Consider the following 25,708-nt stretch of genomic DNA (forward strand, 5'->3'; position numbering starts at 1 on the left):
TGCGTGCGCGTCATGCGCGACCCTCCATCTCCCGCTCGTAGTCGCGTGATCGTTCGATCGCCCCGTCGTGGGGCTCGCCCTCGAGCGTCTCGCCGGTCGCGTGGTGCATCTCGTGTTCGTCGTCGGGACTGCCGTCGGTCGACGCCACGCCGATCAACTCGAGGAAGTCGGCCTTGCGAAGCGTGCAGAGATGAGCGCACGGGCCGTCGTGGTACTCCCAGCCCTTGCAGTCGCACCGACCGATGTACTCGCCGTCCTCGATCCCGAGCGCGCAGTAGTGGACGCTCTCGCCGTCTCTGAGCGTCACCTTGTAGCCGAACCGGCCGAACGATTCGATCAGCGCCTCGCGTGGATCCGCTCGAGCCCACGACTCGGTGTCGCCGTCGCGTTCCTCGAGGAAATCGATAGACTCCCCATCAGTGGGTTTCGGGAAGGTACTCATCGGCCTCGAGCCACCTCCTGTAGATCGTGTGGTCCGTTCTCACAAACGCGACGGGGGAGACCGCCGGCCGTAGTCTCGGTGATCATCTGACCGCCGCAGTGGGGACAGTATCGGGTCACGCTCCGACACCTCCGCTGTACTGCGATTGACCATGACCGAGGATTTCGGTTGCCCGCCCGGCGAGTCCACTCGAAATTTGTCTCTTCAGCCCCTTAATTGCCGAATTCCGGTCCCCAAGGGTATTTTGACGGCTATCGATAACTAGTTCGGACGGATTCAAGACTTCCTCGAGGACCGGCGCGGTCACGAACGTTTGCGGGCCGATGTCGTTGGGGCCTTGATGGCGGACTACGAGCAGGATCTCGAGGACACCCGTAGCGGCTCCGTTCTCCAACGTAGCGGGTAATGTGCCTGCGATCCCCGAGTTAGTGATTCGGCCGTCGCTCGAGGATGTCGAAGATATCGATCGCTTTGTACTCCTGATTCCGCTGCTTGCCAGTCGTCTCGACGAGGACTCCGTCCGATACTAGCTCCTCGATGGCGTTGTACGCGGTCTGTCGACTGACATCGAACTCGCCTTGAACATCGTTGGCGGTGAAGTACGGCATATCGAAGACGCCGCGCGCAAGGCGATGGCTCGTTTTCTGGTGCGGATACCGTTGCTCGTAGTCGCGTCGAAGTTCTATCAGCCGCTGTGTTCGCTCGTACGAGTCTCGTGCCTGCACTTCGATCCCTTCGAGAAAGAACGCGATCCAGTCGCGCCAGTCCCCGGTTTCGCTCACAGCGCGCATCTTCTCGACGTATTCCTGCTTGTTGCGATTGAAGTAGGCGCTCGGATAGAGAGACGGCTCGCTCAGATAGCCCTCAGCGCAGAGCTGTAAGACGATGAGAATGCGGCCGAGTCGGCCGTTTCCGTCCTCACAGGGGTGAATCGTCTCGAACTGGTACTGCGTAATCGCGAGATCGACGAGCGGGTGATATTGGCCGCCCATCTGGATGTACGTCTCCAGCGAGTCCATCAGCTCGGGCACCGATCCGTGCGGCGGGGGAACGAACGGTGGTTGACTGGCGTACGGAGAGGGAAGGTGGACATCGGTCGTCCGCCAGTCTCCGACGACTTCGCCCTCGTTCCGGACGTTTTCGAGGAGCAACTCGTGGAGCGACTGGAGGAGATCGAGCGTTATCGGCTCGCCCTGTTTGATCGCGTTGAATCCCTTCTGAAGGGCGTGTTCGGCGTTCAGGACCTCCTGTAAGTCCCGGCTCACGTCGACGGTCTCGTCTCCGCTGGTCCGCGTGTGATGGGCGTATACCTCGTCCACGTCGACGTCGGCCCCTTCTATTTCGGCGGTCTCGACGGCCTCGAGGCGGACAAGAGACGTGTAGAGGACCGGCGAGGAATCGACGGTTGGACTGATCCCGTCGATTCGGCCGAGTTGAAAGGACGCGTCGGCGATACACTCCGTGAGTTCGTCGTCGATATCGATCCCTGTCGAGAGGGGAAGCTTGTCCGGAATGTAGTATGGATGTGGATGAGACTCGCGATAGTGGCCGGGAGCCCCTTCCGGAAGTTCTCGAGTCCGCATTTGACTATACCACGAACTCCGGCCTGTTAATCATACTGCTCTTAAACGGATTTGATTACTGGTGCCTGAGGCGGCCCCACTGAAAATACGAGACGGGAGGTTTGGAGAACGGGTCACCTCGTGACAGCGGTTGACTGCGGATTACCGCGGACCGCCACCAGCCACGTCGGCTAACTGCGGACCTGACGCGCTCTTATATCCGAATTCGGCCGGTCGGCCGGATCGCATGGCGATGAATTTCGATCCGGCTACGCAGGCCCTGACTGACAGCGACGTGTGGACGGACGAGAACCACCGGCACGAGCGACGCAACGCCCTCGAGCGAGGCGAAGACACCACGGATCGAAGCGCCGACGAAGTGAAGCGTGAGAACCACGCTGACGAGCGCTCGTCGTGGTGCCAGTAGCGGGCAGTCGCTCGAGAGTTTTTGAACAACGAAACCGTCTACGGGCCGTCGCTAACCGCGCTCACTCGTCCCCGAACTCGCGTCGTACGGTCTCGCGTTCGGTCGCCGAGAGGCCGTACAACGCACTGACTCGCTCGTCGATCCGTCGGTCGAGCGCCTCGAGTCGTGCGTCCAACGCCGCCACACGCTCCCGTGCCTCACGATAGGCCGCGAGTCCGTCGGCGACGTCCTCGAGTCGGGGCAGGGCCAGCGACTCGAGTCGGTCGAGCGGGGAGATCGTCTTCGTCGCGTCGCGTCTGCAACCCGCGGCCCCGTCGCCCGCCGAGACCGCGTGGGGGACGAACGCCGCGAGCAGCGCCGCCCGGTCGTCGTCGGGATCGGTGACCTCGAGTGCAGGGATGGGATCGGTTTCGGCGTATCCCCAGCGGTCGGTATCGACGGCAGCGTCGTCGGGCTTGTACCGGACGGTCGCCGAGAGTCGGAACGTCGTGCCGTCGTCGACGGCGACGGAGCCGAGTTTCAGGGTCGGACGATCGGTCGTCGTCGCCACGAGGGGCGTCGTCGCTACGCCGTCAGCTCGACGGACGATGGGGAGATCGCCGACCGACGGACCATCTCGGTAGTCGCCGAGGTAGTCGGGAAGCGACAGCGAGAGGGCGGACCGCTCGGCGGTCAGCGAGCGCCGTTCGTCGACGGCCGCGACGAGTTCCGGATCGGGCGAGTCGGCCATCGGAACGGGCAACGACTCGACGGTGGACTGGTTGAGCTGGGGGAAGACGGCACGATAGGCGGCGTGTTTGTAGTGGTGATAGAAGGCGAGTACCGACGAGTTCAGGACGCCGAGCAGGTGTTTCAGCGCGGCCGCCGATCCCGGCTCGAGACGGACGTTGTATACCGACTTGATCGTCACGAGGTCGTCGGCGTCGTAGGCGGCGACGAGGGCGTCGCCGGTCTGTCGGAGGAGGAGTTTTGGGCTCTCGTACTGTCGCTCGGCTTTCGCCACGTCGGTCGGGTCGACGTATCGGAGTTCGTCCGCGTCGAGTCCGTACCGGCGGATCGCCGCGCCAGGCGCGATCGGTCGGCGGTCGGTCTCCGGGCTGTCGGCGAGGGAATCGGCGCGCTTGCCGATCTCCTCGCCGCGGGAGATGTCGATAAACGAACCCAGAGCCGGCCGTTCCTCGAGCGTCGACAGCACGCGTCGCGTCTCGGCGTCCAGATAGATGCGAAACCGGGCGGCGTCCTGAGACTCGAAGACCGAGGCGGGGATCGATTTGTAGGACAGCGCGTCGAGGTCACCGACGTCGGTCGTATCGGCACAGTCGACCGTGACGTCGCCGTCGCTGGAGGTATCGCCGCCGCTGACGACGATCGCCGCGCCCGTTTCGACGCCGTCGAACGCCGCGCCGACGCGGACGATCGTCGACGGCGGGGCGTTCGTCAGGAGAAACGCCCTGAGTGGCGCGTTGCCCTCGCGGGTGAGGATCGAGTCGGGGACGACGAATCCGACGCGCCCGTCCGTCGACAGGCGGACCGCCCGCTCGTAGCAGGCGACGTAGAGGTCGAACTGGTTCTCGGTCGTGACGAACGCGTCCGCGAGGTACGAGCGGAGCGCGGGCTCGAGCGACGCGCTGATGTCGGCCCGGCCCGCGGTCGCGACCCAGGGCGGGTTGCCGACGACCGCGTCGAAGCCGCCCGCTTCGAGCGGGCGGCCGGCCGGGTCGTAGAACCGTTCTGGAAACGCCAGCCGCCAGTGGAGGAAGCCGTTGGCCGCGGCTGCCCGCTGTGCGGCGGTGAACCAGTCGGTCCGCGCGAGGTGATCCCACGCTTCGTCCCCGTCGCCGTCGAGCGCGGCCAGCAGCCGATCGACCGCGTCGTCGGGGGCCGACTCGAGGCCGAACGCGCGGGCGGTCCGAACGTTCGCGACCGCCTCGAGTCGCCGGCAGTGGGGATCGCGTTCAAACGAGCGGACGCCGGCCGCCAGTTCCGCGGGGGCGGCTGGCGGATCGGCCTCGAGGGCGATGCGATCCCGAACGGGAGACGGGAGGTCGACGGATGCCTCGGTCCAATCGATCGGATCGTCCCGTCCCGTCGCCGTCGTTCCGAGCGGGTCGCGGTCGCTGCCGACCAATGCGTTCCCGGCCCGGAAATGACCACTGAGGGGCACGGGCGGCCGGTCGGCGGTCAGCGTCCGGAGCCGGAGCGATGCGATCGCCAGTTCTACCGCGAGTGGACGGCGGTCGACCCCGTAGACGCAGTGCTGGACGACCCGTCGGCGGGCCCAGTCGGCGTCTCGCTCGGAGGCGAGGGACTCGAGTCCCCGCTCGCGGGCCTGTCGTTCCTGTGCGGCGACGAGGGCTCGGGTGAGCGCGTCGACGACTGCGGTCAGGAAGCGGCCGCTGCCCATCGCCGGGTCGAGGACGGCGAGATCGAACACGCGGTCGGCGACCCGGTCCGCGACCGGCGCGTCCGTCTCGGGGTCGTGATCGGTGAGGTCGGCGCGGATCTCGGACAGAAGCGGCCCGACGATCCGATCGACGATGTACTCGACCATCGACGGCGGCGTGTAGTACGAGCCCGAGGTCTTCCGGTGACTCCCGTCGGCGGCGAGATACGGCTTCCCCCGGTCGACGGCGACGGGGCCCCCGTCGGCCGGGACGTACTCGCCGTCAATCAGCGCGAGCGGTTCGTCGGCGACCTCGAGGCGCGCCTCGAGCAACCGTTCGTAAACGCGTCCGAGGTCGCGGACGTCGAGCGACGTGGGGACGAACACGAGCCGTCCGTCCCCGTTCCGTCGGGCGAGCAATTCGAGCGCGTGCGACAGGCTGTCGTCGCCGACGCCGTGCGCGGCGAGAAAGCGCAATGCGGGGCTCGAGCGCTCGTCGACGGACCGACTGCTGGAGACGCCGGCAGATCGTTCGAGCCGATCCTCGAGGCGCGCCCAAGCGTCGGTCCCGTCGACATCGTCAGACTCGTTTGACTCGTCGGGGCCGAGCGCGATCGAGCGCATGCACGACCGCAGGCCGCCGCCGTCGGACCGGTCGGTCGCGCTCGAGCGCGTCCGTTCCCGCTCGACCACCGCGCCGATCAGGGGCCGATAGACGGCGGTGAGGGAGGCCTCGAAGAGCAGTTCGCGGTCGCTCTCGTCGAGCGTGTCCCGCTCGAGGTCGGTGTCGGGCGACGAGAGAAAGCTGTCGGCGACAACGGCGACGGCCTCGGCGACGTTCACTCGGAGGTCGTCTCGGAGCGTCTGCGCGTAGGCGGCCGACCGTTCGGCGGCGCGATCGAGGAAACAGTCGCCGTCGGCGTCGGGACTGACGGCCTCGCGACGGAAGAAACAGTAAAAGTACCTGAAAGCCTCACGGTCGCCGGCCTCGAGGATCGCGGGAAGGTCGACCTCGTAGTACGAATCCAGCCGGCCGCTGGTCGAGGCGTCGTAGAGCCGCCACCGCCGGCCGTTGGTCAGCACGCCCCAGCGTACGTCGTTTTCCTGCAAGGCGACGTGCAACCTGTGACCGGGATTCTCTGCGGGCCGATCGTCTCCGGCGGCCCCGCGCCCGTCGAGGGGTCGGCCCCACGACCTGACGTCGGCGATCGCGACGGCCGCGTCCGGGACCTCGCTCGCGGCCGCGTCCGAATCGTCACGATCTGGACGGTCGGTTCGTGCCGTGCGGTCGGCGCCGGCGTCGCCCGCCAGAACCGCGTAATCCGGCCGACTTCTCGGTGGCCCGGTCGACTCGACCGGGACGACCGACAGTCCAAGAGTCCGGAACGCCGGGCGAACGAATCGCTCCTCGATGGCGTCGGTCGCCGCCGAGTCACGGACCCGATCCCAACAGCGGCGCAGTTCGGCGAACGTCTCGCGGCAGTCGGCGTCGTCGATCGCGGCCCACTCGTCGGTCTCCGGGAGCCGCCGCTCGAGGAAGGCGCTCGAGAACGGGCCGTGAACGGCGCGAACGTGTGGCGACTGCATGGCTGTGTGGACAGCTCGCGGGCCGGGCGGGCCGGCGGGACGCGAGGAGCCGATAGCGATCGGGCGGCTCCGGTGCTGTGTCCCTTCCCAAGTCAGGCCCGCGACACATAGGTTTTCCTCAGTCTCCGACGATTCGAGACGACGACCCCGGCCGCGTCATCGATCACCGCGCGGATACCGATCCGACGCGGCGGCGGGCGTCCGGCGCTCGAGCAAGTCCAGCACGGGTTCGCTCGCGGCGAGGCGGATCCCGAGTCGAGTGAGTCGGTCCCGGATCGTCGCGGGGACGAGGGTGCCGTACAGCGAGCCCAGCAGCGGGACCGGTCCGACGCGGTAGTGCGTGTCGGGAGTTCGAGCGGTCGCGGCCTCTCGGACCGTCTCGGCGACCGCTCGGGCTCGTTGACGAACGGCCCGCCGCCTTCGACGGCTCGGAGCCGCTCGAGGACCCGATAGAGGTCGGTGTTCCCGTCCGATCCGACGACGGTCACGTTCCTGCGCGCCGCGGTCGTGGGGTCGCGATCGGGGGGGTCGCCCCGTCGGCGCCGGGTCGCGGCGACTCCGCGCTCGCGGCCGCGTCCTCGACGGCTGCCAGCGCGCGGTCGTAGAACGGCGTCGCGACGATCCCCGGCTGGACGACGACGACCGCGATCTCGGTCTCCGACAACTCTTGTCGAAGCGCGTCGCTGAGACTCGCCAGCGCCCACTTCGAGGCCGTGTAACCGCCGATGCCCGCCAGTGCGAGCCGGTCCGCGGCGCTGGTCACGTTCACGATCCGGCCGCGACCCCGTTCGCGCATGCCCGGCAACACCGCGCGGATCAGTCGGTGGGGCCCGAAACAGTGGACCGCGAACTGGCGCTCGAGCAGGCGCGTCGGCACGTCCTCGACGGGCCCGAACTGCCCGTAGCCCGCGTTGTTAACCAGACAGTCGACGCCGCCGGCCTCCTCGCGGATCCGCGAGACGACGCGCTTGGGCGCCTCGGTCTCGGTGAGATCGAGCGCCGCGATGTCGGCCCCGCGGTCCGCCAGTCGCTCGAGGCCCGGCCGGTCGCGATCGCGGGCGGTCGCGTAGACTCGGTACCCGTCATCGAGCAGTGCGCGGGCGGTTTCGTAGCCGATCCCCGAAGAGCAGCCGGTCACGAGTGCGGTCGATGGCATGTGCGGTGCTACGACGGCCCGGATGAAGGGCGTCCGTGTCGGTCGGTGGCACGGACCGTCACGGGTATCGACGGATCGGGATAGCGTCGGTCGAGACAGGGGTCATCGGCCCGGCGGGCCGCGATTACCGTCCGGCGGTCCGCGTTCGGCCTCGTTCGGCAGTCCTCGACCGGCGTCCGCCGGTGGACCGCGATCGCCGTCCGATGGTCCACGGTCGCCATCCGGCGGTCCGCGATCGACCTCGTCCGGCCGTCCGCCGTCACCGGTCGCCGAAGCAGGGGCTTCGCCATCTCGAGCCTGTTCCCCGGTCCCGGAATCATCGCCGCCGTCGATCGAGTCGGCGCTCTCGAGGGGGCGCTCGGCCGCCTCGCGAGCCGGGGTCGCGTTCCTGCCAGTCGCCGGCGACTCGTCGGTGAAGTCCTCGTTGCTCGGTGGGCTCGTCGCGTCCGGCAGCAGGCCCGGGGCCAGGCCGACGGCGGTCACGGTGACCGCGATCAGGACGACCGCAACGGTTCCGAGCAGCGTCGCCGTCGAGGGCCGGTCGACTCGAGGCTGCGGCATTCGGTTCGTCGGTAGGTTCGCTCACCGCTTTGTTACGCGCAGCCAACACCGCTGCTCGAGGGGCCTCAGTCCCCGGCCGTTCGCTCGAGTCGTCGCGCGAGCAGCGACGCCGCCCCGCCGACGCCGGCGAGCCCGGCCCCGATACCGAAACCGGGGGCGCCATCGTCGGAACCGCCCGTTCCGCCACCGCCGTCCGCCCCGCCGCCGGTCCCCCACTCGAGATCGCCGTGGTGACCGAGCGTCCCCAGCAGCACGCGGGAACCGTCGCTCGAGCCCTCGAGACCGGCCTCGAGGGCGTAGACGGAGTCGTCCATGCTTCCGACGTAGACGGTGCCGTCGACGACCGTCGGCGACGAGTCGACGGCGCCGTCGGTTTCGTAGGTCCAGCGTTCGTCGCCGGAGTCCGCTGCGAGCGCGTAGACGACCTCGTCGTCGCCGCCGACGAAGACGGTGTCTCCGGCCACCGTCGGCGACGATCGGACCCGATCGCCGGTGTCGACCGTCCACACCGGTTCGCCCGATGTCGTCCCGAGCGCATAGACGGTGGCATCGGCACTCCCAACGTAGACAGTACCGCCGGCGACCGTCGGCGTGGAGTAGACGATCCCGTCGGTATCGAACGTCCAGCGCTCGTCGCCCGAACTCGCATCGATCGCGTGGACCCGCGAATCGGTCCCGCCGACGTAGACGGTGCCGTCGGCGACCGTCGCGGACGAACCGACCGAACTGCGGATTTCGTAGGTCCAGACCTCGTCGCCGTCATCCGCGGTCAGGGCGTAGACGACCCCGTCCCAGGAGCCGACGTAGACCGTCCCGTCGACGACCGTCGGCGAGGCCGAGACCGGTCGCTCGGTTCCGTAGGTCCAGATTTCGTCGCCCGAGTCGGCGGCGAGGGCGTAGACGCTCTCGTCGTTGCCGCCCACGTAGACGGTGCCGTCGACGACCGACGGCGAGGAGAGGACCCGCGAGTCGGTCTCGTAGTCCCAGCGCTTCTCGCCCGAGGCCGCGTCGATCGCGTAGACGGAGGTTGCCTCGTCGCTACCGACGTAGACGGTCCCGTTCACGACGGCCGGGGAGGAGTAGAACACGTCACCGCCGGCGCGCATGCCGCCTGTGTCGAACGTCCACTCCTGCTGGCCCGATTCGGCGTCGATCGCGTAGAGGAGGCCGTTCCAGTTGAGGGCGTAGACGGTCCCGTTTACGACCGTCGGCGACGAACGGACGTTCTGGCCAGTGTCGAACGCCCAGCGGACCCGCTCGTCGTCGCTCGGCTCGTCGGGCTCCGATCTCGGCCCCTCTGTACCCCGTTCGTCCTGCATCGCCCCCGTCCGTCGCGCTCGAGTCCTCGCACTCGCCACCGACGAATACGCCGCCGTCCCGACGAGCCCCACACCGGCCGTCCGCAGGACGGCTCGCCTGTCGATCCGCGATCGGTCCGCTCGAGTCCGCCGGTTCGCGTCGTCCCTCTCTGTCATGGCCAAAGATATGTAACAGATCCTGATAAACGGCCTGTTCGACAGGTGTACGGCGGATCGCGTTCGATCGCCGATCAGCAAGAACCCGTCGGCCCCGCGGGGTGCCGGACCCACGGACCGGCGGCACGGCCGAACAATGATATGGGCGGCCCACCCAGTGGGAGTCAACGGATCTCGCCGACCATGACGAGTCATTACGATCACGCGCAGGTGCAGGAGTTTTGGCAGTACGTCTGGGAACGCGACGACGTCTACGACCTCGACGACGACGCCGTCGACCCGACGTACGTCCTCGGGATGTTCCCCTACACGTCGGGGACGCTTCACATGGGACACGTCCGTAACTACGCGATCACGGACGCCTACGCCCGCTATCGGCGAATGTGCGGCGACGACGTCCTCCATCCGATGGGGTGGGACGCGTTCGGCCTCCCCGCGGAGAACGCCGCCTTCGAGCGCAAGACCGACCCCCGGTCGTGGACCGAGGCCTGCATCCGGCGCATGCGCGAGGAACTCGAGACGATGGGCTTTGGCTACGACTGGTCGCGCGAGATCACCACCTGCGAGCCCGACTACTACCGATGGAACCAGTGGCTGTTCGAACGCTTCTACGAGGAGGACCTCGTCGAGTACGAGGCGGCGGCGGTCAACTGGTGTCCGGACTGCGAAACGGTGCTGGCCGACGCGCAGGTCAGCGAAACCGACGGTGATCGGGTCTGCTGGCGCTGTGAGACGCCCGTCGGTCGGCGGGAACTCGACCAGTGGTTCTTCACGATCACCGACTACGCCGAGGAACTCCACGAGGGGCTCGACGACCTCGAGGGCTGGCCCGAGGGGGTCCGCGAGATCCAGCGCAACTGGATCGGCCGACAGGAGGGAACAAGGATCACGTTCGACGTGTCCGGGGACGGCGGCGCTGGCGCTGACGACGACGGAACGGTCGACGTGTTCAGCACCCGCCCCGAAACGATCCACGGTGCGACCTACCTCGCGGTCTCGCCCGGCCACGACCTCGCCCGGGAGCTGGCCGAGACCGACGACGCCGTCGCCGAGTACGTCGACACCGCCCGCACCCGTGACCCCGACGAGGTCGGCTTCGACGGCGTCGAGACCGACGCGACCGCCGTCCACCCCCTGACCGGCGACGAACTGCCGGTCTACGTCGCCAGCTACGTCCTCGAGGACGTCGGGACCGGGGCCGTGATGGGCGTCCCCGCACACAACGAGCGCGACCACGAGTTCGCCCGCGAACACGGCCTGCCGATCGAGCGCGTGATCCGACCCGCAGACGACATCGACGTCGAAACGGCGGCCTACACCGGCGAGGGCGTCCTCGAGGGAAGCGGCGAGTACGACGGCATGGAGAGCGAGCGTGTCCGCGAGCGGATCGTAGCGGAAAACGACGCCCTCGAGGCCGACGTCACCTACCGGCTGCGCGATTGGCTAATCTCCCGGCAGCGCTACTGGGGGACGCCGATCCCGATCGTTCACTGCGACGACTGCGGCCCCGTCACGGTGCCCGAGGACGAACTGCCCGTCGAACTCCCCGAATTCGTCCGGACGACCGGCAACCCGTTAGACGCCGCCGAGGAGTGGAAGCAGACGACGTGTCCGGACTGCGGCGCGCCGGCCGAGCGCGAGACCGACACGATGGACACCTTCGTCGACTCCTCGTGGTACTACCTGCGATTCCTCTCGCCCGACCTCGCGGACGCGCCCTTCGACGTCGACCGCGCCGACGACTGGCTCCCCGTCGACGTCTACGTCGGCGGCGACGAACACGCCGTCTTGCACCTGCTCTATACCCGCTTTTTCACGAAGGCGCTTGCCGATCTCGGACTGCTCGAGCGGCGCGAGCCCATTCGGGAACTCAAGAGTCAGGGGACGGTCCTGTACGACGGCGAGAAGATGTCCAGTTCGAAAGGCAACGTCGTCGTCCCCGAGGAGTACGGCGCGGAGACGACCCGGCTGTTCGTCCTCTCGGCAGCCCACCCCGAACAGGACTTCGAGTGGACCGCCAACAACGTCCGCGGGGCCTACGACCTCCAGCAGACCCTCTACGGGATGGCCGCGGACTTCGTCGACGAGGGCGACACTCGCATTGAGCGTCGGGCCCACGACGACTACGTGTCACGGGAGATCGACCGAACCATCGCGGCGGCGACCGAGGAGTACGAACGATTCCGATTCCATCGGGCCGCCACCGAGATCCGGGAACTCGCCCGACTGCTCCGGCGCTACCGCGAGTACGACCGTCCCAACGGCGCGGTCCACCGACGCGGCCTGCTGACCCTGGCCGCGCTGATCGCGCCGATGGCCCCCCACCTCGGCGAGGAGTGTTGGAACAAGCTCCGCGGCGAGGGACTGGTCGTCGAGGCCGACTGGCCCGAACCCGACGGCGACGTCGGGGCCTACCAGCGAGAACGCCAGCTCGTCGACCGCACCCTCGAGGACGTCCGGGACATCGTCGACGTCGCCGACATCGACGAGCCCGACCGGATCGAACTGGTCGTCGCCGCCGACTGGAAGTACCGGGCCGCCGAACTGGTCGCCGACGCCGCCGGCGACGGGATCGACGTCGACGAAATCGTCGACCGACTCTTCGACCACGGCGCGCTCGAGATCGACGCCGACCGGGATCAGGTCGCGGCGTTCGTCGGCCGACTCACGGGCCGCGACGGCGGGGACGGCGAGGACGTGCTGCCGGCCGACCGCGAACTGGCCGTCCTCGAGCGCGCCGACTGGCTCGTCACCGACGAATTCGGCGCGACCGTCGCCGTTCGCCAGGCCGACGCCGACGACGACCTCGCGGCCAAGGCCCGGCCGGGCAAACCCGCGATCCGCATCGAGTGATCGGGGCAGCGACGACGGTCAGCCGCCCAGTGGTCGGACCGCAGTGAGTGGGTGGCCCGGCGATCGAGAGGTAGTTTTATTCCATCGGCATCGGAAGCCCCGGACACGATGGTGGAGGGTGGCGATACCGTTGGCGAACCGTCGAACCGGCCGCCGAGTCAGGCGGTGATCGAAGCCGTCGCCGAGGCCGAAGGCGTCCAACCGGAGGGGCTCGCCCCGCCGGCGTACGAACCGCTGCACGCCGTCGTCGATCCGACGGCGCTCGACGGACTCTTCGCTGCCCGGTCGGACGGCAGGGGCCGACCGAGCGGCACCGTCTCGTTTCGGTTCTGTGGCTACGACGTGACCGTCGATCGGGACGGGCGGGTCACGCTCGAGGAGGCGGTCGAACGGGCCGACTGAACGGCCCGCCGGACCCTGATCGGCGTCTCGGAACAGTGGCTTTCTCCGCGCCCACAACACCGGCCTCCGGCCGCTCGAGTGGCGGGGCCGGTGACACCGAGCGCTCCCGCTTCGAACTGCGACCGCTGGTCCGCGAGCGGCGCAACCGGCTGCCGTTCGAGCGTGACTGAAACCGGTGCGATGGCGGACGAGTAGACGGGCGAGAGACGACTCGGCCGACTCGAGCGAACGACGTTGCGTTTCGGACGCGGTCTGCTGGAACAGCAAGGGTGAAAGGGTGGTACTCCTAACGTCCGGCAATGGCAACCGCTGACGCGAGACGGCGACTCCGGGAGCGGCCGAAGGGCGCGACGATCGTCCTGACCATCGTCGGCTACGCGCTGGTCCTCGGGACTTTCCTGCTGGACGTGCCGATCTACCCCGACCTGACGAACGCACAGGTCAACCTGCTCTCGCACGTCATCGCGGGGATCAACACGACCGCGACCGTCGTTCTGACGCTCGGGTGGTACTGGATCCGCAACGGCGAGGTCGAGAAACACCGGCTGGCGATGGTCTCGGGGTTCGTCCTGATCCTGGGCTTTCTGGTCGTCTACCTGCTGAAGGTCGGCGGCGGCGGGACCAAGGAGTTCGTCGGACCCGACCTCGTCTACTACCCCTACCTCGTCATGCTCGCGATCCACATCATCCTCTCGATCGTCTCGGTCCCCGTGGTCCTCTACGCCCTGATCCTCGGGCTGACCCACACGCCCGCGGAACTCCGGCGAACGGCCCACGCCCGAATCGGGCGGATCGCCGCCGCCGCGTGGATCCTGAGCCTCTTCCTGGGCGTCGTCACCTACGCCCTGCTCAATCACGTCTTCTCCTACGAGTTCGCGGCGATGCTGGTCCCAGTACTGTTCTGACCGACCGGCCCACCGTCCCGCAGGACCCACAAGTTATCCCCGCGCCGGTCATAGCCTCGAGCAACGAATGCAATTCGTCGAAGAAATCGTCGTGGACGAGTTTCTGCCTACCGTCCGCTCGCTGCTTGCCGGCGATCTCCGCGATCGCGGACTCACCCAGAGCGAGGTGGCCGAGGTCCTCGGCATCAGCCAGAGCGCCGTCTCGAAGTACGCCCACGGCGACGTGACCGTCAACGACCGCATCGCCGACGACGACCGCGTCCAGTCCCTCGTCGACGAACTCGGCAGCGGGCTGGCCGGCGGCGAAACCTCGCCGGTCCAGGCCCTGATCGAACTCGAGGTCCTGATCCGCGAGCTGGAGAGCGGCGGCGACCTCCTCGCGCAGCTCCACGAGGAGGCCGTCCCGGAACTGGCCGACCACGGCTCGAGCTTTCGGGTCCACGACCCCGAGAGCGAACTGCGCTCGAGCGAGCGGGTCCTCTCCTCACTGCGCCGGGGGCTGCGGGTCCTCGAGACGACGAGCGGCTTTACCGGGCTGATCCCCGCGGTCGGCTCGAACCTCGTCGCCTGTACGCCCGACGCCGAAGGAGTCGACGACGTGGCCGGCGTCCCGGGCCGGATCTTCGACGTGAAGGGACGGGCGACCGTCCCCGCCGACCCCGAGTTCGGCGTCTCCGAACACGTCGCCCGCGTGCTGCTGGCCGCCCGCCGCCACGGGGCCACCGTCGCGGCCGGGATCAACGTCACGTACGATCCGGAACTGATCGATGAGTTGGCCCAGCGGGGCCACGTCGCCGCCGAGTTCGACGAATCCGGCGACGTCGCCTCGAGCGTCGGCGCGGCGATCGAGGAGGAACCCGAAGCGACCGTCCTCTATCAGACCGGCGGGATGGGGATCGAGCCGCTGATCTACGTCCTCGGATCGGACGCGGAGTCGGTCGCGGACACGATCCGATCGCTGGTCTGAGCGTCCACGATGTCCGAATCCGCACAGGAGTTCTACGGCCGCTGGGCCCGCCTCTACGACCTGATCGCACGCGAGACGCCGGGGATCGCCCGTCTCCGGCGACGAGCGGCCGCTGCCTGCCGCCTCGAGCCCGGCGACACCGTCGTCGAGATGGGCTGTGGCACCGGCGCGAACCTCCCCTATCTGCGCGAACGGGTGGGTTCCGAGGGGACCGTGATCGGGATCGATTTCACCCGGCCGGTCCTCGAGCGGGCACGCGCCGCCACCGCCGAGTATGACAACGTCCACGTCCTACAGGGGGACGCGACGGAGCCGCCGGTCGGGCTTGAGGCGGCACGGTCGGTCGCGAACGGCGCCGATAGTGCGGTCGGCGAGGACGTCGCGGCCGGTGACATCGACGCCGTCCTCGCCACGTTCGTCGTCGGCATGCTCGCGGACCCGGCAGGCGCGGTCGACGACTGGTGTGAGCTGGTCGGGCCCGGGGGGCACGTCGTCCTCGCGAACGCGGCCCGGAGCGACGAGTGGTACGCCCCGCCGGTCAACGCCGTCTTCCGGGCGATCGTCGTCCTCTCGACGCCGCCGACGACGCGGCTGCGCTACGACGACTCGCCTCACCTGCGCCTCGACGCGAAGATCGACGCTGCCCACGAGCGACTCCGGGAGCGGGCGGTCGCCGTCGCGGACGAAACCCACCTGTTCGGCGTCGTTCGGCTGACCGGCGGTCGGGTAGCGTAGGCGAGCCACAAGAGGGGATGCCTCATAGAGACTGTCGACGTGCAGGCAAACGCATAGCCTCCCGCTCGAGAACGGTCACCTATGGCGACCGTTGCAAACGTCCTCTCGTCGATCTTTAATACGATCCCGGAACTGCATTCGGGACAGCTCGGACTGCTTTCGGGAGTTCTCGTCGGGCTGCTCTACTGGCACGGCCACCACCGGTCGTCGCTGGCCGCCCTCTCGGGGTTCTACCTGCTGGCGATCGGCGTCGTGCCCGCATCGACGCGGGGGCTCGCGGTAGTCCAGTCCAAGCCGTGGTACTTCTGCTCGCTGCTGCTCGCCACCGCCGTCTGTGCGATCGCCGGCCGCGTCCTCTGGACGTGGCTCCCGTTCCGACACGGCGTCTCGCGCTCGAGTCGCGTCGAGAGTCGGACCGAGGTCGGGCACGCGAGTCGGACCGACGGCGACGGCCGCCCCTAACATCCGCGACAGTCACTCGCGGTCGCGAACGACGGGGGATCTGAATCCGATACCGGCGTCACGGAGTCGCCACCGGGCCTCGAGCGCGGCCCAGCACAACCCCGTCAGGACGCCGCCGGCGATGGCGACGGCCTCGGTCTTGCCGACCCAGACCGGGGCGACGAAGAGCAACGCGTTGGCGATCCGGTGTGGGAGGATCGACTCGACGAGACTGCCGAGGGACTCGAGCGGTCGGAACCCGGGCTCCCCGTTACCGCCGGCGGCGGCCGTCCGTGACTCGAGCCCGAGCGACCGGGCGCTGTGTCCGCCGGCGCTCTCGGCTCCCGTCTCGAGGCGTTCGGCGTCGTAGGCCAGCGTCGATTCGACCTGCCAGACGATCGCGCCGCTCTCGTTGACTTCCAGCACGCGGTTGCCGTGCGTATCGGTGATCAGCGTGTTGCCGTTGGGCAGGCGGTCGGCATCACGGGGCCACTGCATCCGGTCGTCTTCCCACTGCCAGGTACGGGTCCACGCGCCGTTCTCGCGCTGGAACTCCTGGACGCGGCCGTTCTCCGAGTCCGCGACGACGATCGCGGGGCCGCCCCGATGCTCGGGAATGTAGTCGGGGTTGTGCTGCTCGTGGAGGATATCGTACTCGTTCTCGCTGCCCAGCGTCCAGTCCTCGAGCAAGCCCTCGTCCCGGTCGAGGAAGACGACCTGGTCCTGATTGCGGACGCTGACCATGATCCGGCCCGCCATCCGACCGTCCTCGACGTACTCGACGTCGTTGATGTGGGTCCAGTCGTTGGGATAGGAGTGGCCGCTCTCGAGGTCGAACGCGCTCTGGGCGTCCCAGAGCCACTCGACGATCTCCGTCTCGGTGTCGACGACGAAGACCTGATCCGCGATGATGTCGGCGACGACGACGTGGTTCTCGTCGATGCGATCGGCGTCGTGCCACTCGCCGGCGTTCTCCGCGTAGTCGTACCGTTCGTAGACGACCTCGACCTCGCCGGTGGTGAGGTTCGCCCGCTCGATGACGTTGCGGGCACACGGCGGGTCGCCACAGGTCGGCCCGGCCGTGTGGATCGTGTCGGTCGCGGTGTACTCGACGGTCAGTGGATCGCCCTCGACGGGGTCGACGTCGAAGTACTTCGTCCGCGAATTGTTGTAGTAGACGACCTCGCCGTCGGGTGCGTAGGCGGTGATCGTCCCCGCCCGTCCCGACTCGGTGACGACCGTGTGGTTCTCCGTCGGCGGGGCCTCTGGGACGGCGTCGGCGGACCCTGTCGAGAGGCCCCCCGACGCCGCGCTGGCGACGACGATTGCCGAGGCGAGAAGCAACACGGCGAAGAGCGCACGGAGCCGGGTCCGCGTGATCCCCACTCGAACGCGGGCGATACCCGACCGGACCCGACCGCGCGACTGTGATCCGTCACCCACGGTTCGGTCCCCCTCGAGCCGGACGCGGCTCGTCGACAGCAGTTCCATCGCGGTCCTGTCCCGAGTGACGGTGATCGGCGAGTCGCGTCATCGAACCCGTATCGGACCCGGCCACACCCTGACGGAAAACCGTAACCGTGCGATTGCAACCCCTGAGAGTTCCGGTCGCCGGACTGCTTCGTTCGGACCGACGCCAGCGGCTGGCTCGAGCGCGACGCAGAGTCGCCGATTACGCTGCGGCCTCGAGCCCTTCGTACGCCCGGATCCGGTCGGCGATCCCGTCCGGGATGGGGCTCGGCCGCTCCGTCTCGGGATCGACGTGGACGATGGTCGTCTCGGCGGTCGCCGCGATATTGCCGTCGACCTGGATCTCGTAGCGCATCGTACAGCTCGTCTCGCCCAGTCGCGAGACGGACAGCGCGACCGTCGGCTCGTCGCCCATTCTGATCGGCCGCTCGTAGGAGATCTCGAGGTTCGCGATGACGAAGGAGATGTCCTCGGAGTGCAGTTCGGCGACGTCTCTGAGGTAGTCGGTCCGGGCCGCCTCGAGGTAGCTGGCGTAGACGGCGTGATTGACGTGATTCAGCGGGTCGAGATCGCGATAGCGAACGGGAACGTCGACGGTAAACTCCGCACTCATTGTACGTTGTCGAAGCGGACTGGATCAAAAATACGTACCGGTTACGGCTCCGCCCGTCCGCGAGACGGCGACGCGGGCGGTCGATCTCACGGCCCGTACAGTCGCGCGTGGTCGTCACAGAACGCCGGCTCGCGAAGGTGGGCCGCGAGCAGATCCGCCTGATAGTGGGCGTTGAACAGACGACAGCCCTCGCGGTCGCAAAACGCCTCGCCGGTCTCGAGGTAGTGATACCCCTGTAACACCGTCCCTTTCAGCACGTCGGTAGTCCGGGGATCGTCCGCGATCAGGAACTCGCCGTCGACCTGATTCTCGAGGACTTCCCGAGGCGGCGTATCGCCCGAGAGCAGGGCGTGGCGCTGTTTCTCTTTGTAGTAGGACTCGGGCTTAGCGGGGGCCTCGTAGAGGCCGGGTACCGAGACCAGCGCCGGCTGGCCGAGGACGGTCACGCGCTTGTGCCAGCGGCCGTCGTGGTCGCCCCAGGTGCCGATCGCCCGGTCGAGGATCGGGACGTGCAGCGTCTCGAGGCCGCGTTCGGCCGCGGGCAGCGCGGCGTTGAGCGCGCGCTGGACCTGCACGCCATCGTAGAGGACCCCGCCCTCGCGTTCGGGGTTCTCGAGGGCACGTTCCTCGTAGCGGATCGTCCCCAGCATCGTGTTGCCCGTCTCGCGCTCATAGGGCGAGGGGACCCGCGCCTCGGCGAACCGCTCCGCGAGGTCGTCCGTGCGGTGGACGTCGAGGAACCGGTCCCGGACGGCCACGTCGGCGTCGACCCGCGTGGCCAGCCAGTCGGCGACCGCGTCGACGTCTGCGACGGTCGACGGCGCTCGATAGCAGATGATACGCTCGACCATGTGGGGCCGCGATCAGTCGTCCGCGGGCGTCGCACGCGAGGTCAGTTCGACGGGGTCGGCGTCGACCTCGAGTTCGTCGAGCGCTTCCTGGGCGGCGCGTTTCCCGGAGACGAGCATGGCACCGAAGGTCGGGCCCATCCGCGGGAGGCCGTAGGTCGTCGCGGTCGCCATCCCGGTGGCGATCAGGCCGTCGTGGACGAGGCCGGTGTGTTCGACGACGGCATCCTCGGACTTGCCGACCCACATCGAGTCGTGGCCCGGCGAGTCGTGGCCCGGCGCGCCGTAGGAGTCGTCGCCGGTCTGGTCCATGCCGGTCGCCGATTCCGCGGCGTCGCCGATGCCCGGCGCGTCGAGGACGCCGCGCTCGTCGAGTTTCTTGACCGCCATCGCGTCGTGGCCGGTCGCGTCGATGACGAGGTCGGCCTCGACGGCGATCGGATCGACGCAGGTGATCTCGCGGGGCAGGGCATGCACCGGCGTCCAGTTCATCACGATGCCGCCGACGCGGTGGTCCTCGCGGATGACGATGTCCGTGAACTCGGTCATGTTCTGCATCTTCGCGCCGGCGTCGCAGGCGGCCTTGATCAGGCCCGAACAGGCCTCGGGGCCGTTCGCGACGTAGAGCCCTTCGCTGTCCTGAGACTCCTTGAAGTCGACGTCGAGATCCGCGAGGATCTCCTGTGCGGGGTCCCGTACCGTGACCTTGTTCATCAGGAAGCCGCCGAGCCAGAAGCCGCCCCCGAGGTAGTTGTTCTTCTCGACGACCATCGTCTGGACGCCGCGCTCGGAGAGTTCCTTCGCCGCGGTCAGCCCCGAGGGGCCGCCGCCGACGATGATGACGTCCGAGTCCGAGAAGTCCATGAACTCCTCGGTCCACTCCTGTCCGATCGCGCGGGTGACATCGGCTTCACCGACCTGACTGAACTGCTCGAATTCGCTCATACAACTAGGTGGTATGACCCGGTAGTAAAAAGTCTATCGCAGCCGATGCCCGAACGTGATCGGCGGTCGTGAGCGGTCCGCGGACGGTTCCGTCCGTGTGAGAGCGCGTCAACACGGTCGAACGCGGCTCCGGCCTCGAGTCGCATCAGAAGCGGGTGAGAACCGAGACGGTCCGTCTCAGTCGTCGACGAACCCGGCGTCGTCCTCGTCGCCGGTCGGCCGTTCGTCCGGCGACCGGCGCCGCTCGGGACGGTCGTCGATGACGCCCTCGGTCCAGGTCCCCCGACGGAACCAGACCACGGCGACGACGAACGAACCGACCATACCGGCGACCATCGCCCACCAGATCCCCTCGGGACCCCAGCCTAGCCCGGCGATCTCGAGGCCGGTTTCGGGGATCGGTACGGACCAGGCGAACGCGAGAACGACCACCAGCGGGAACCGAAGGACCCACCGCGAGAGGATCGAGAGGACCATCGCCGTACGAGTATCGCCGGCCCCGCGGAACGCACCCTGGATGACCATGACACCGGCGTAAGGGGCCCAGAAGAGGGCCGTAATCCGCAGGAAGACCACGCCCTCGGCGATCACGGCGGAATCGGTGATGAAGGCCCTCATCGCGGTCGCCGGAAACACAAACAGGACGGCCGCGACGGCGAAGATACAGACCGTCGTCGCGGCGGTGGCCGTCCGCGTGACCGCGACGGCCCGCTCGGGTGCCCCCGCACCGAGGTTCTGTCCGACGCCGGCCGCGGTCGCCTGCCCGACGGCCCCGGCCACGGCCCACGTCACCGACATGAGTCGAACCCCGATCCCGAACGCCGCCGTGGGCGCGGCCCCGAACCGGGCGACGAACCCGGCCAACGCGACCGCCGCGAAACTCCGGACCCAGCCATCGAGCGTGGCCGGATAGCCGACGTCGAGTAGCCGTTTCAGGAGGGCGACGTCGGGTGTGAGATCGCCGAGTCGGAGCCGAACGCCGAACCGACCGTCCAGCAGGACGGCGATCCCGGCGGCAGTGGCGAGCCCGCGCGAGACGAAGGTCGCGATGGCCGCGCCTCGCGTCCCCATCGCCGGGAACGGCCCCCAGCCGAGGACCAGGAACGGATCGAAGACGACGTTGAGCCCGGCCGAAACGAAGACGAGCCACATCGCCGTCTTCGTGTCGCCCGCCCCCTGCAGCGAGGCCCGAAAGGCAAAGAAGAGGAACGTAAACGGCAGTGCCAGGAAGATCACCTCGATATACGCGAGCGCCTCGACGAACACCGGCCCGCGAGCGCCGATCAACTCGAGCAGCGGCCGCCGGGCGGCGAACCCGAGACCGGCGAGGACCGACGAGACGGAGAGCGTGAGCAGGATCGTCTGGGCGACGACGCGATCGGCGATTCGTTCGTCACCCGCACCGACGTACTGGGAGACCAGCGCGATGGTCGCAGCGGTGATCCCCATCGCGGTCGAGACGAACAGCCACGAGAGGGGAAACATCAGCGAGACGGCAGCGACGGCGTCGCTGCTCACGCGGCCGACCCAGAACATATCGGCCAGGTTGTAGACGGTCTGGAGGAGGTTTCCCAGGACCAGCGGCCACGCGAGTCGGAGGAGCTTCGGGGAAATCGCCCCCGTCGTCATGTCGACGCGCTTTCGCTCGGGGTCCGTCGCTGCCACGAGATCTCGTGTGTGAACCTCAGCCAGGCATGGTAAAAAGGATTGGCTCACGGGAGCCGTTGCCGGTTCCGGTACCGACGGCGCTCGGCCGCTTCTGGCGATGATTCCGAACCGCTCGCGGATCACAGACCCAGTCGATCGGTTAGGTCGGCCGTCTATAGTAGCCGTTGAAAGTCATTGCACACCTGATCGAACGGCGGCGTTGCGATCAGTGTGTGAATCGTTTCAACGGCTACTATATCGAGACGTCGTCAGTCCAACCTGCCTCCACCGGGTCGCCGCGATAGGGTGTCGATCCCCGGCAACCGGTTGACGACGCGCCGCCGACGGGCACCGGTCGAAAGCGCCACCGGAACGGCGACGAGCAGAACCACGGCAAGGGCGAGCCCGATCGAGACGAGGCCGACGAAGGAGGCGACGAAGACGAACGCGACGAGCGCGCCGCCGACCAAGCGCCAGGCGCGATCGAATCCACCGAGAGTGTGTTTCATTTCAGTATTCTCCGCGTGAGTTCACGCGATCTCCTCTATGACTCGAGCGAAGATAAGCTATCTGGTAACACCCCACATGATGTTCGCTCGAGCGAGCCGTCCCCGCTGCCGGTGTGCTGTGCAGTTATTTCGTATCCCTCACGCGCCTGCGCGACGCCCGACCGCACGCACACCCGCGCTGTCCCTCGGTTTTCGGCGAAAGCGTTATCAGATCCTCAGTCGTACCGAGCGACGATGACCGACACTCGTCCGCGACGAGCGCGACCGGACGGCCGAGCCGGAGGTGAGCCGCGGTGGAGCTGATAATCACCGAGAAGGACAACGCGGCCCGCCGGATCGCCGACATCCTCTCCGGTGGGACCTACGACTCGAGCCGGGAGAACGGCGTCAACGTCTACGAGTGGGGCGGCAAGCGCTGCGTGGGGCTGTCGGGCCACGTCGTCGGCGTCGACTTCCCGTCGGAGTACTCGGACTGGCGCGACGTCGAGCCCGTCGAGCTGATCGATGCCGACGTCGAGAAGACGGCGACGAAGGAGAACATCGTCGCGACGCTGCGGCTGCTGACCCGTCGCGCGGAGCGCGTGACGATCGCGACCGACTACGACCGCGAGGGCGAACTGATCGGCAAGGAAGCCTACGACATCGTCCGGGAGGTCGACGAGGACGTACCCATCCGTCGGGTGCGGTTCTCCTCGATCACCGAAAACGAGGTCCAGCAGGCGTTCGACGAACCCGACGACCTCGACTTCGACCTCGCGGCCGCCGGCGAGGCCCGCCAGATCATCGACCTGATCTGGGGGGCCGCGCTCACGCGCTTTCTCTCCCTGTCGGCGGGTCAGCTGGGCGACGACTTCATCTCCGTCGGCCGGGTCCAGTCGCCGACGCTGAAACTGATCGTCGACCGCGAGCGCGAGATCGAGGCGTTCGATCCCGAGGACTACTGGGAGATCTTCGCGGACTTACGAAAGAGCGAGGCGCAACGCGCCTCGGAGACGTCGAGCGGTGAGGAACCGCGAGACGACGACACCGCCTTCGAGTCCCAGTACTTCTACCGCGACGAGGACGGCAACGAAGCCGAACGCGTCTGGGAGGAGGAGATCGCGGACGAGGTCTACGAAACGCTGTCCGACCGCGAGAGCGCGACCGTCGTCGACGTCAACCGTCGGACCCGCACCGACACGCCCCCAGAGCCGTTCAACACCACCCAGTTCATCCGGGCGGCCGGTGCCATCGGCTACTCGGCCAAGCGCGCGATGTCGATCGCCGAGGACCTCTACACCGCCGGCTACATCACGTACCCGCGGACCGACAACACCGTCTACCCCGACGATCTAGACCCCGAGGACCTCCTCGACGAGTTCGTCACTCACTCGACGCTCGGGGATTCGGCCGAATCGCTGCTCGAGGCCGACGAGATCACCCCCACGGAAGGCGACGAGGAGACGACCGACCACCCGCCCATCCATCCGACGGGCGAGATCCCCTCGCGGGGCGACGTCTCCGACGATGAGTGGGAGATCTTCGAACTCGTCGTCCGGCGGTTCTACGCGACCGTCGCCGACGCCGCGAAGTGGGAACACCTCAAGGTCGTCGCCGACGTCGACGACTACCGGCTCAAGGCCAACGGCAAGCGGCTGGTCGAGCCCGGCTACCACGACGTCTATCCGTACTTCTCGACGACGGAGAACTTCGTCCCCGACGTCGACGAGGGCGAGGAACTGGCGCTCTCCGACGTCGAACTCGAGGCCAAACAGACCCAGCCGCCCCGACGCTACGGCCAGTCGCGGCTCATCGAGACCATGGAGGACATGGGGATCGGAACGAAGAGTACTAGACATAACACTTTAGAGAAATTATACGATCGCGGATATATAGAAAACGATCCGCCGCGCCCGACCAAGCTCGCGATGGCCGTCGTCGACGCGGCGGAGAACTACGCCGACCGCGTCGTCAGCGAGGAGATGACCGCCCAGCTCGAGGCCGACATGGACGCCATCGCCAACGGCGAGGCGACGCTCGACGACGTGACCGACGAGTCCCGGGAAATGCTCGAGGAGATCTTCGAGAACCTCGCCGAGTCGCGCGAGGAGATCGGCGATCACCTCCGGAAGTCGCTGAAAGACGACAAGCGACTCGGCCCCTGTCCGGAGTGTGGCGAAGACCTGCTCGTCCGCCGGAGCCGTCACGGCTCGTATTTCATCGGCTGCGACGGCTATCCCGACTGCGAGAACACCCTGCCGCTGCCCTCGACGGGCAAGCCGCTGATCCTCGAGGAGGAGTGTGAGGAACACGGGCTCAACGAGGTCAAGATGCTCGCGGGCCGGCAGACGTTCGTCCACGGCTGTCCGCTCTGTAAGGCCGAGGACGCCGGCGAAGGGCCGGTGTTGGGCGAGTGTCCCGAGTGCGGTGAAGAACACGGCGGCGAGTTGGCTATCAAAACGCTCCAGAACGGCTCTCGACTCGTCGGCTGTACGCGCTATCCCGACTGCGAGTACTCGCTGCCGCTGCCCCGCCGCGGCGAGATCGAGGTCACCGACGAGTACTGCGACGACCACGACCTGCCCGAACTCGTCGTCCACAGCGGCGACGACCCCTGGGAGCTGGGCTGTCCGATCTGTAACTACCAGGAGTTCCAGGCCCGCGAGAGCGACTCCGGCTCCGATCTCGAGTCGCTGGACGGCGTCGGCGCCAAGACCGTCGAGAAACTCGCCGACGCAGGGATCGAGGACCTCGAGGACCTGACCGAGGCCGATCCCGACGCGGTCGCGGACGACGTCGAGGGCGTCAGTGCGGATCGCATCCGGAGCTGGCAGGCGAAGGCCTGACCGACCGTTCACGACCGGCCGTCCAGGCGAGCCGCTCCGTTGGGTCGGGTTCGTCGGCGGCCCTGTGCCGGTTCGGCACCTCGAACCCGGGGCGCGCTGGCGAGAACGAGTCGGCCGACGGGAGTGGCCGGCTCCCCGGGAACCGCCGGCGGTCGAGGCCATGTTGAACGTCGCCCACGCCCTCGAGCGGCAGGCGTGAGAATAGTCACGGTCGACCCGACAGGGGCCGATCAGGCCGTCGCGGATTCGTTCGTTTCGGCCTCGGCGTCGTCGCGCTCCTCGAACGATTCGAACACGTCCTCGACCGCCCCGACGATGTCGTCGCTGGAGCCGACGCCGAGTTTCTCCCAGCGTTTCTTCCCCGTTTCGTCGACGACGATCGTGACCGGGTAGCCGGCGATGCCGTAGTTCGCCGTCAGCGACGACGTCGTATCGCGGCCGACGGCCCAGTTTCCGTCGTGGGTTCGCCACCAGGACCGGAGTTCGTCGTCCGGCATCGAGTCCGCCGACTGGTAGGTAACGGAGAGGACCGTGAGATCATCCCCGTAGTCGTCGACGAGTCGCGACCGAGCCTCGGCAAGGCGCGGCATCTGGGCCTGACACATGCCACAGCCCGTGACGAAGAACTCGACGACCGTGACCCCGTCGTTTGGAACCGTCACGGTCCCGCCGTCGCTGCCGCGAGCGTCGATCGTCTCGACTTCGATCGGCCATTCCGAGCCGTCGTCGCCGTCCGAGTCGGCGGCCGGTTCGTCGGTCCCGAACGACGGGAGGCCAGCGAGGACAACGCCGGTTCCGCCCGCGAGGACGCCGATACTGCCGACGCCCGCGAGCAGTTCACGCCGTCTCATCGCCGACTCACCTCCGCGGCGCGGACGTGCGAGCCGGTGGCGGGGATCGCCGGTCGGGTTCGATGGGCCGTCATACGTCCCAGTACGTACGCGAGACTGAAAGA

General features: G+C 67.9%; 21 protein-coding genes. 8 read left to right on the forward strand and 13 right to left on the reverse strand.

All coding sequences use genetic code 11. The features are described from left to right. Positions 1 to 10: 10 nt before the first annotated feature. Positions 11 to 442: an SWIM zinc finger family protein gene (locus ACERIM_RS02160; protein WP_373631013.1), complete on the reverse strand. Its 432-nt coding sequence runs from the start codon at positions 440 to 442 to the stop codon at positions 11 to 13. A 425-nt stretch (positions 443 to 867) separates the two neighbouring features. Then, positions 868 to 2,025, reverse strand: coding sequence for a Fic family protein (locus ACERIM_RS02165; RefSeq protein WP_373631014.1), 1,158 nt, complete (start codon positions 2,023 to 2,025; stop codon positions 868 to 870). 226 nt (positions 2,026 to 2,251) lie between these two features. Here ACERIM_RS02165 and ACERIM_RS02170 point away from each other — a divergent pair, with 226 nt between their 5' ends. Next, positions 2,252 to 2,431, forward strand: coding sequence for a hypothetical protein (locus ACERIM_RS02170; RefSeq protein WP_373631015.1), 180 nt, complete (start codon positions 2,252 to 2,254; stop codon positions 2,429 to 2,431). 61 nt (positions 2,432 to 2,492) lie between these two features. Here ACERIM_RS02170 and ACERIM_RS02175 read toward each other — a convergent pair whose 3' ends face one another. The 4 genes from ACERIM_RS02175 to ACERIM_RS02190 form a co-directional block, all read right to left on the reverse strand. Beyond that, on the reverse strand, positions 2,493 to 6,401 hold the full coding sequence (locus tag ACERIM_RS02175) for an Eco57I restriction-modification methylase domain-containing protein (RefSeq protein ID WP_373631017.1): 3,909 nt from the start codon (positions 6,399 to 6,401) through the stop codon (positions 2,493 to 2,495). A gap of 484 nt (positions 6,402 to 6,885) precedes the next feature. Next, entirely contained in the window at positions 6,886 to 7,557 is a 672-nt protein-coding gene (locus tag ACERIM_RS02180; protein ID WP_373631019.1) for an SDR family oxidoreductase, read from the reverse strand. 102 nt (positions 7,558 to 7,659) lie between these two features. Continuing rightward, positions 7,660 to 8,118: a hypothetical protein gene (locus tag ACERIM_RS02185; protein ID WP_373631020.1), complete on the reverse strand. Its 459-nt coding sequence runs from the start codon at positions 8,116 to 8,118 to the stop codon at positions 7,660 to 7,662. A gap of 65 nt (positions 8,119 to 8,183) precedes the next feature. Continuing rightward, positions 8,184 to 9,593: a PQQ-binding-like beta-propeller repeat protein gene (locus ACERIM_RS02190; RefSeq protein WP_373631021.1), complete on the reverse strand. Its 1,410-nt coding sequence runs from the start codon at positions 9,591 to 9,593 to the stop codon at positions 8,184 to 8,186. Between the two features lie 183 nt (positions 9,594 to 9,776). Here ACERIM_RS02190 and leuS point away from each other — a divergent pair, with 183 nt between their 5' ends. From leuS to ACERIM_RS02220, 6 genes are all read left to right on the forward strand, one after another. Next, entirely contained in the window at positions 9,777 to 12,446 is a 2,670-nt protein-coding gene (gene leuS / locus ACERIM_RS02195; RefSeq protein WP_373631023.1) for a leucine--tRNA ligase, read from the forward strand. Between the two features lie 108 nt (positions 12,447 to 12,554). Then, complete coding sequence (locus tag ACERIM_RS02200; protein ID WP_373631025.1) at positions 12,555 to 12,848, forward strand: HalOD1 output domain-containing protein; 294 nt, start codon at positions 12,555 to 12,557, stop codon at positions 12,846 to 12,848. A 299-nt stretch (positions 12,849 to 13,147) separates the two neighbouring features. Then, on the forward strand, positions 13,148 to 13,753 hold the full coding sequence (locus ACERIM_RS02205) for a DUF420 domain-containing protein (RefSeq protein WP_373631026.1): 606 nt from the start codon (positions 13,148 to 13,150) through the stop codon (positions 13,751 to 13,753). Between the two features lie 67 nt (positions 13,754 to 13,820). Then, positions 13,821 to 14,720: a thiamine-phosphate synthase family protein gene (locus ACERIM_RS02210; RefSeq protein ID WP_373631027.1), complete on the forward strand. Its 900-nt coding sequence runs from the start codon at positions 13,821 to 13,823 to the stop codon at positions 14,718 to 14,720. A gap of 9 nt (positions 14,721 to 14,729) precedes the next feature. Then, positions 14,730 to 15,455, forward strand: coding sequence for a class I SAM-dependent methyltransferase (locus ACERIM_RS02215; RefSeq protein ID WP_373631028.1), 726 nt, complete (start codon positions 14,730 to 14,732; stop codon positions 15,453 to 15,455). An 81-nt stretch (positions 15,456 to 15,536) separates the two neighbouring features. Continuing rightward, on the forward strand, positions 15,537 to 15,917 hold the full coding sequence (locus tag ACERIM_RS02220) for a hypothetical protein (protein WP_373631030.1): 381 nt from the start codon (positions 15,537 to 15,539) through the stop codon (positions 15,915 to 15,917). 12 nt (positions 15,918 to 15,929) lie between these two features. Here ACERIM_RS02220 and ACERIM_RS02225 read toward each other — a convergent pair whose 3' ends face one another. The 6 genes from ACERIM_RS02225 to ACERIM_RS02250 form a co-directional block, all read right to left on the reverse strand. Continuing rightward, positions 15,930 to 17,387 (reverse strand): arylsulfotransferase family protein, encoded by a 1,458-nt coding sequence (locus ACERIM_RS02225; protein WP_373631031.1) that lies wholly within the window; start codon positions 17,385 to 17,387, stop codon positions 15,930 to 15,932. Positions 17,388 to 17,568: 181 nt separating this feature from the next. Beyond that, positions 17,569 to 17,979: an acyl-CoA thioesterase gene (locus tag ACERIM_RS02230; RefSeq protein ID WP_373631032.1), complete on the reverse strand. Its 411-nt coding sequence runs from the start codon at positions 17,977 to 17,979 to the stop codon at positions 17,569 to 17,571. An 86-nt stretch (positions 17,980 to 18,065) separates the two neighbouring features. After that, on the reverse strand, positions 18,066 to 18,830 hold the full coding sequence (locus ACERIM_RS02235; RefSeq protein WP_373631034.1) for a DUF6775 family putative metallopeptidase: 765 nt from the start codon (positions 18,828 to 18,830) through the stop codon (positions 18,066 to 18,068). A 12-nt stretch (positions 18,831 to 18,842) separates the two neighbouring features. Beyond that, positions 18,843 to 19,772, reverse strand: coding sequence for a sulfide-dependent adenosine diphosphate thiazole synthase (locus ACERIM_RS02240; RefSeq protein ID WP_049964668.1), 930 nt, complete (start codon positions 19,770 to 19,772; stop codon positions 18,843 to 18,845). 177 nt (positions 19,773 to 19,949) lie between these two features. Beyond that, the gene (locus ACERIM_RS02245; protein WP_373631037.1) at positions 19,950 to 21,437 is read right to left on the reverse strand and encodes an MATE family efflux transporter; all 1,488 of its coding nucleotides are present in this window, start codon (positions 21,435 to 21,437) and stop codon (positions 19,950 to 19,952) included. A gap of 251 nt (positions 21,438 to 21,688) precedes the next feature. Beyond that, complete coding sequence (locus tag ACERIM_RS02250) at positions 21,689 to 21,928, reverse strand: hypothetical protein (RefSeq protein ID WP_373631038.1); 240 nt, start codon at positions 21,926 to 21,928, stop codon at positions 21,689 to 21,691. Positions 21,929 to 22,221: 293 nt separating this feature from the next. Here ACERIM_RS02250 and ACERIM_RS02255 point away from each other — a divergent pair, with 293 nt between their 5' ends. Next, positions 22,222 to 24,753: a DNA topoisomerase gene (locus ACERIM_RS02255; RefSeq protein WP_373631039.1), complete on the forward strand. Its 2,532-nt coding sequence runs from the start codon at positions 22,222 to 22,224 to the stop codon at positions 24,751 to 24,753. Between the two features lie 230 nt (positions 24,754 to 24,983). Here the strand turns inward: ACERIM_RS02255 and ACERIM_RS02260 are convergent, their stop codons facing one another. Next, complete coding sequence (locus ACERIM_RS02260) at positions 24,984 to 25,604, reverse strand: TlpA disulfide reductase family protein (RefSeq protein ID WP_006649230.1); 621 nt, start codon at positions 25,602 to 25,604, stop codon at positions 24,984 to 24,986. Positions 25,605 to 25,708 lie beyond the last annotated feature (104 nt).

Origin of the sequence: Natrinema sp. H-ect1, assembly GCF_041821105.1 — an archaeon.
Taxonomy (GTDB): domain Archaea; phylum Halobacteriota; class Halobacteria; order Halobacteriales; family Natrialbaceae; genus Natrinema; species Natrinema thermotolerans.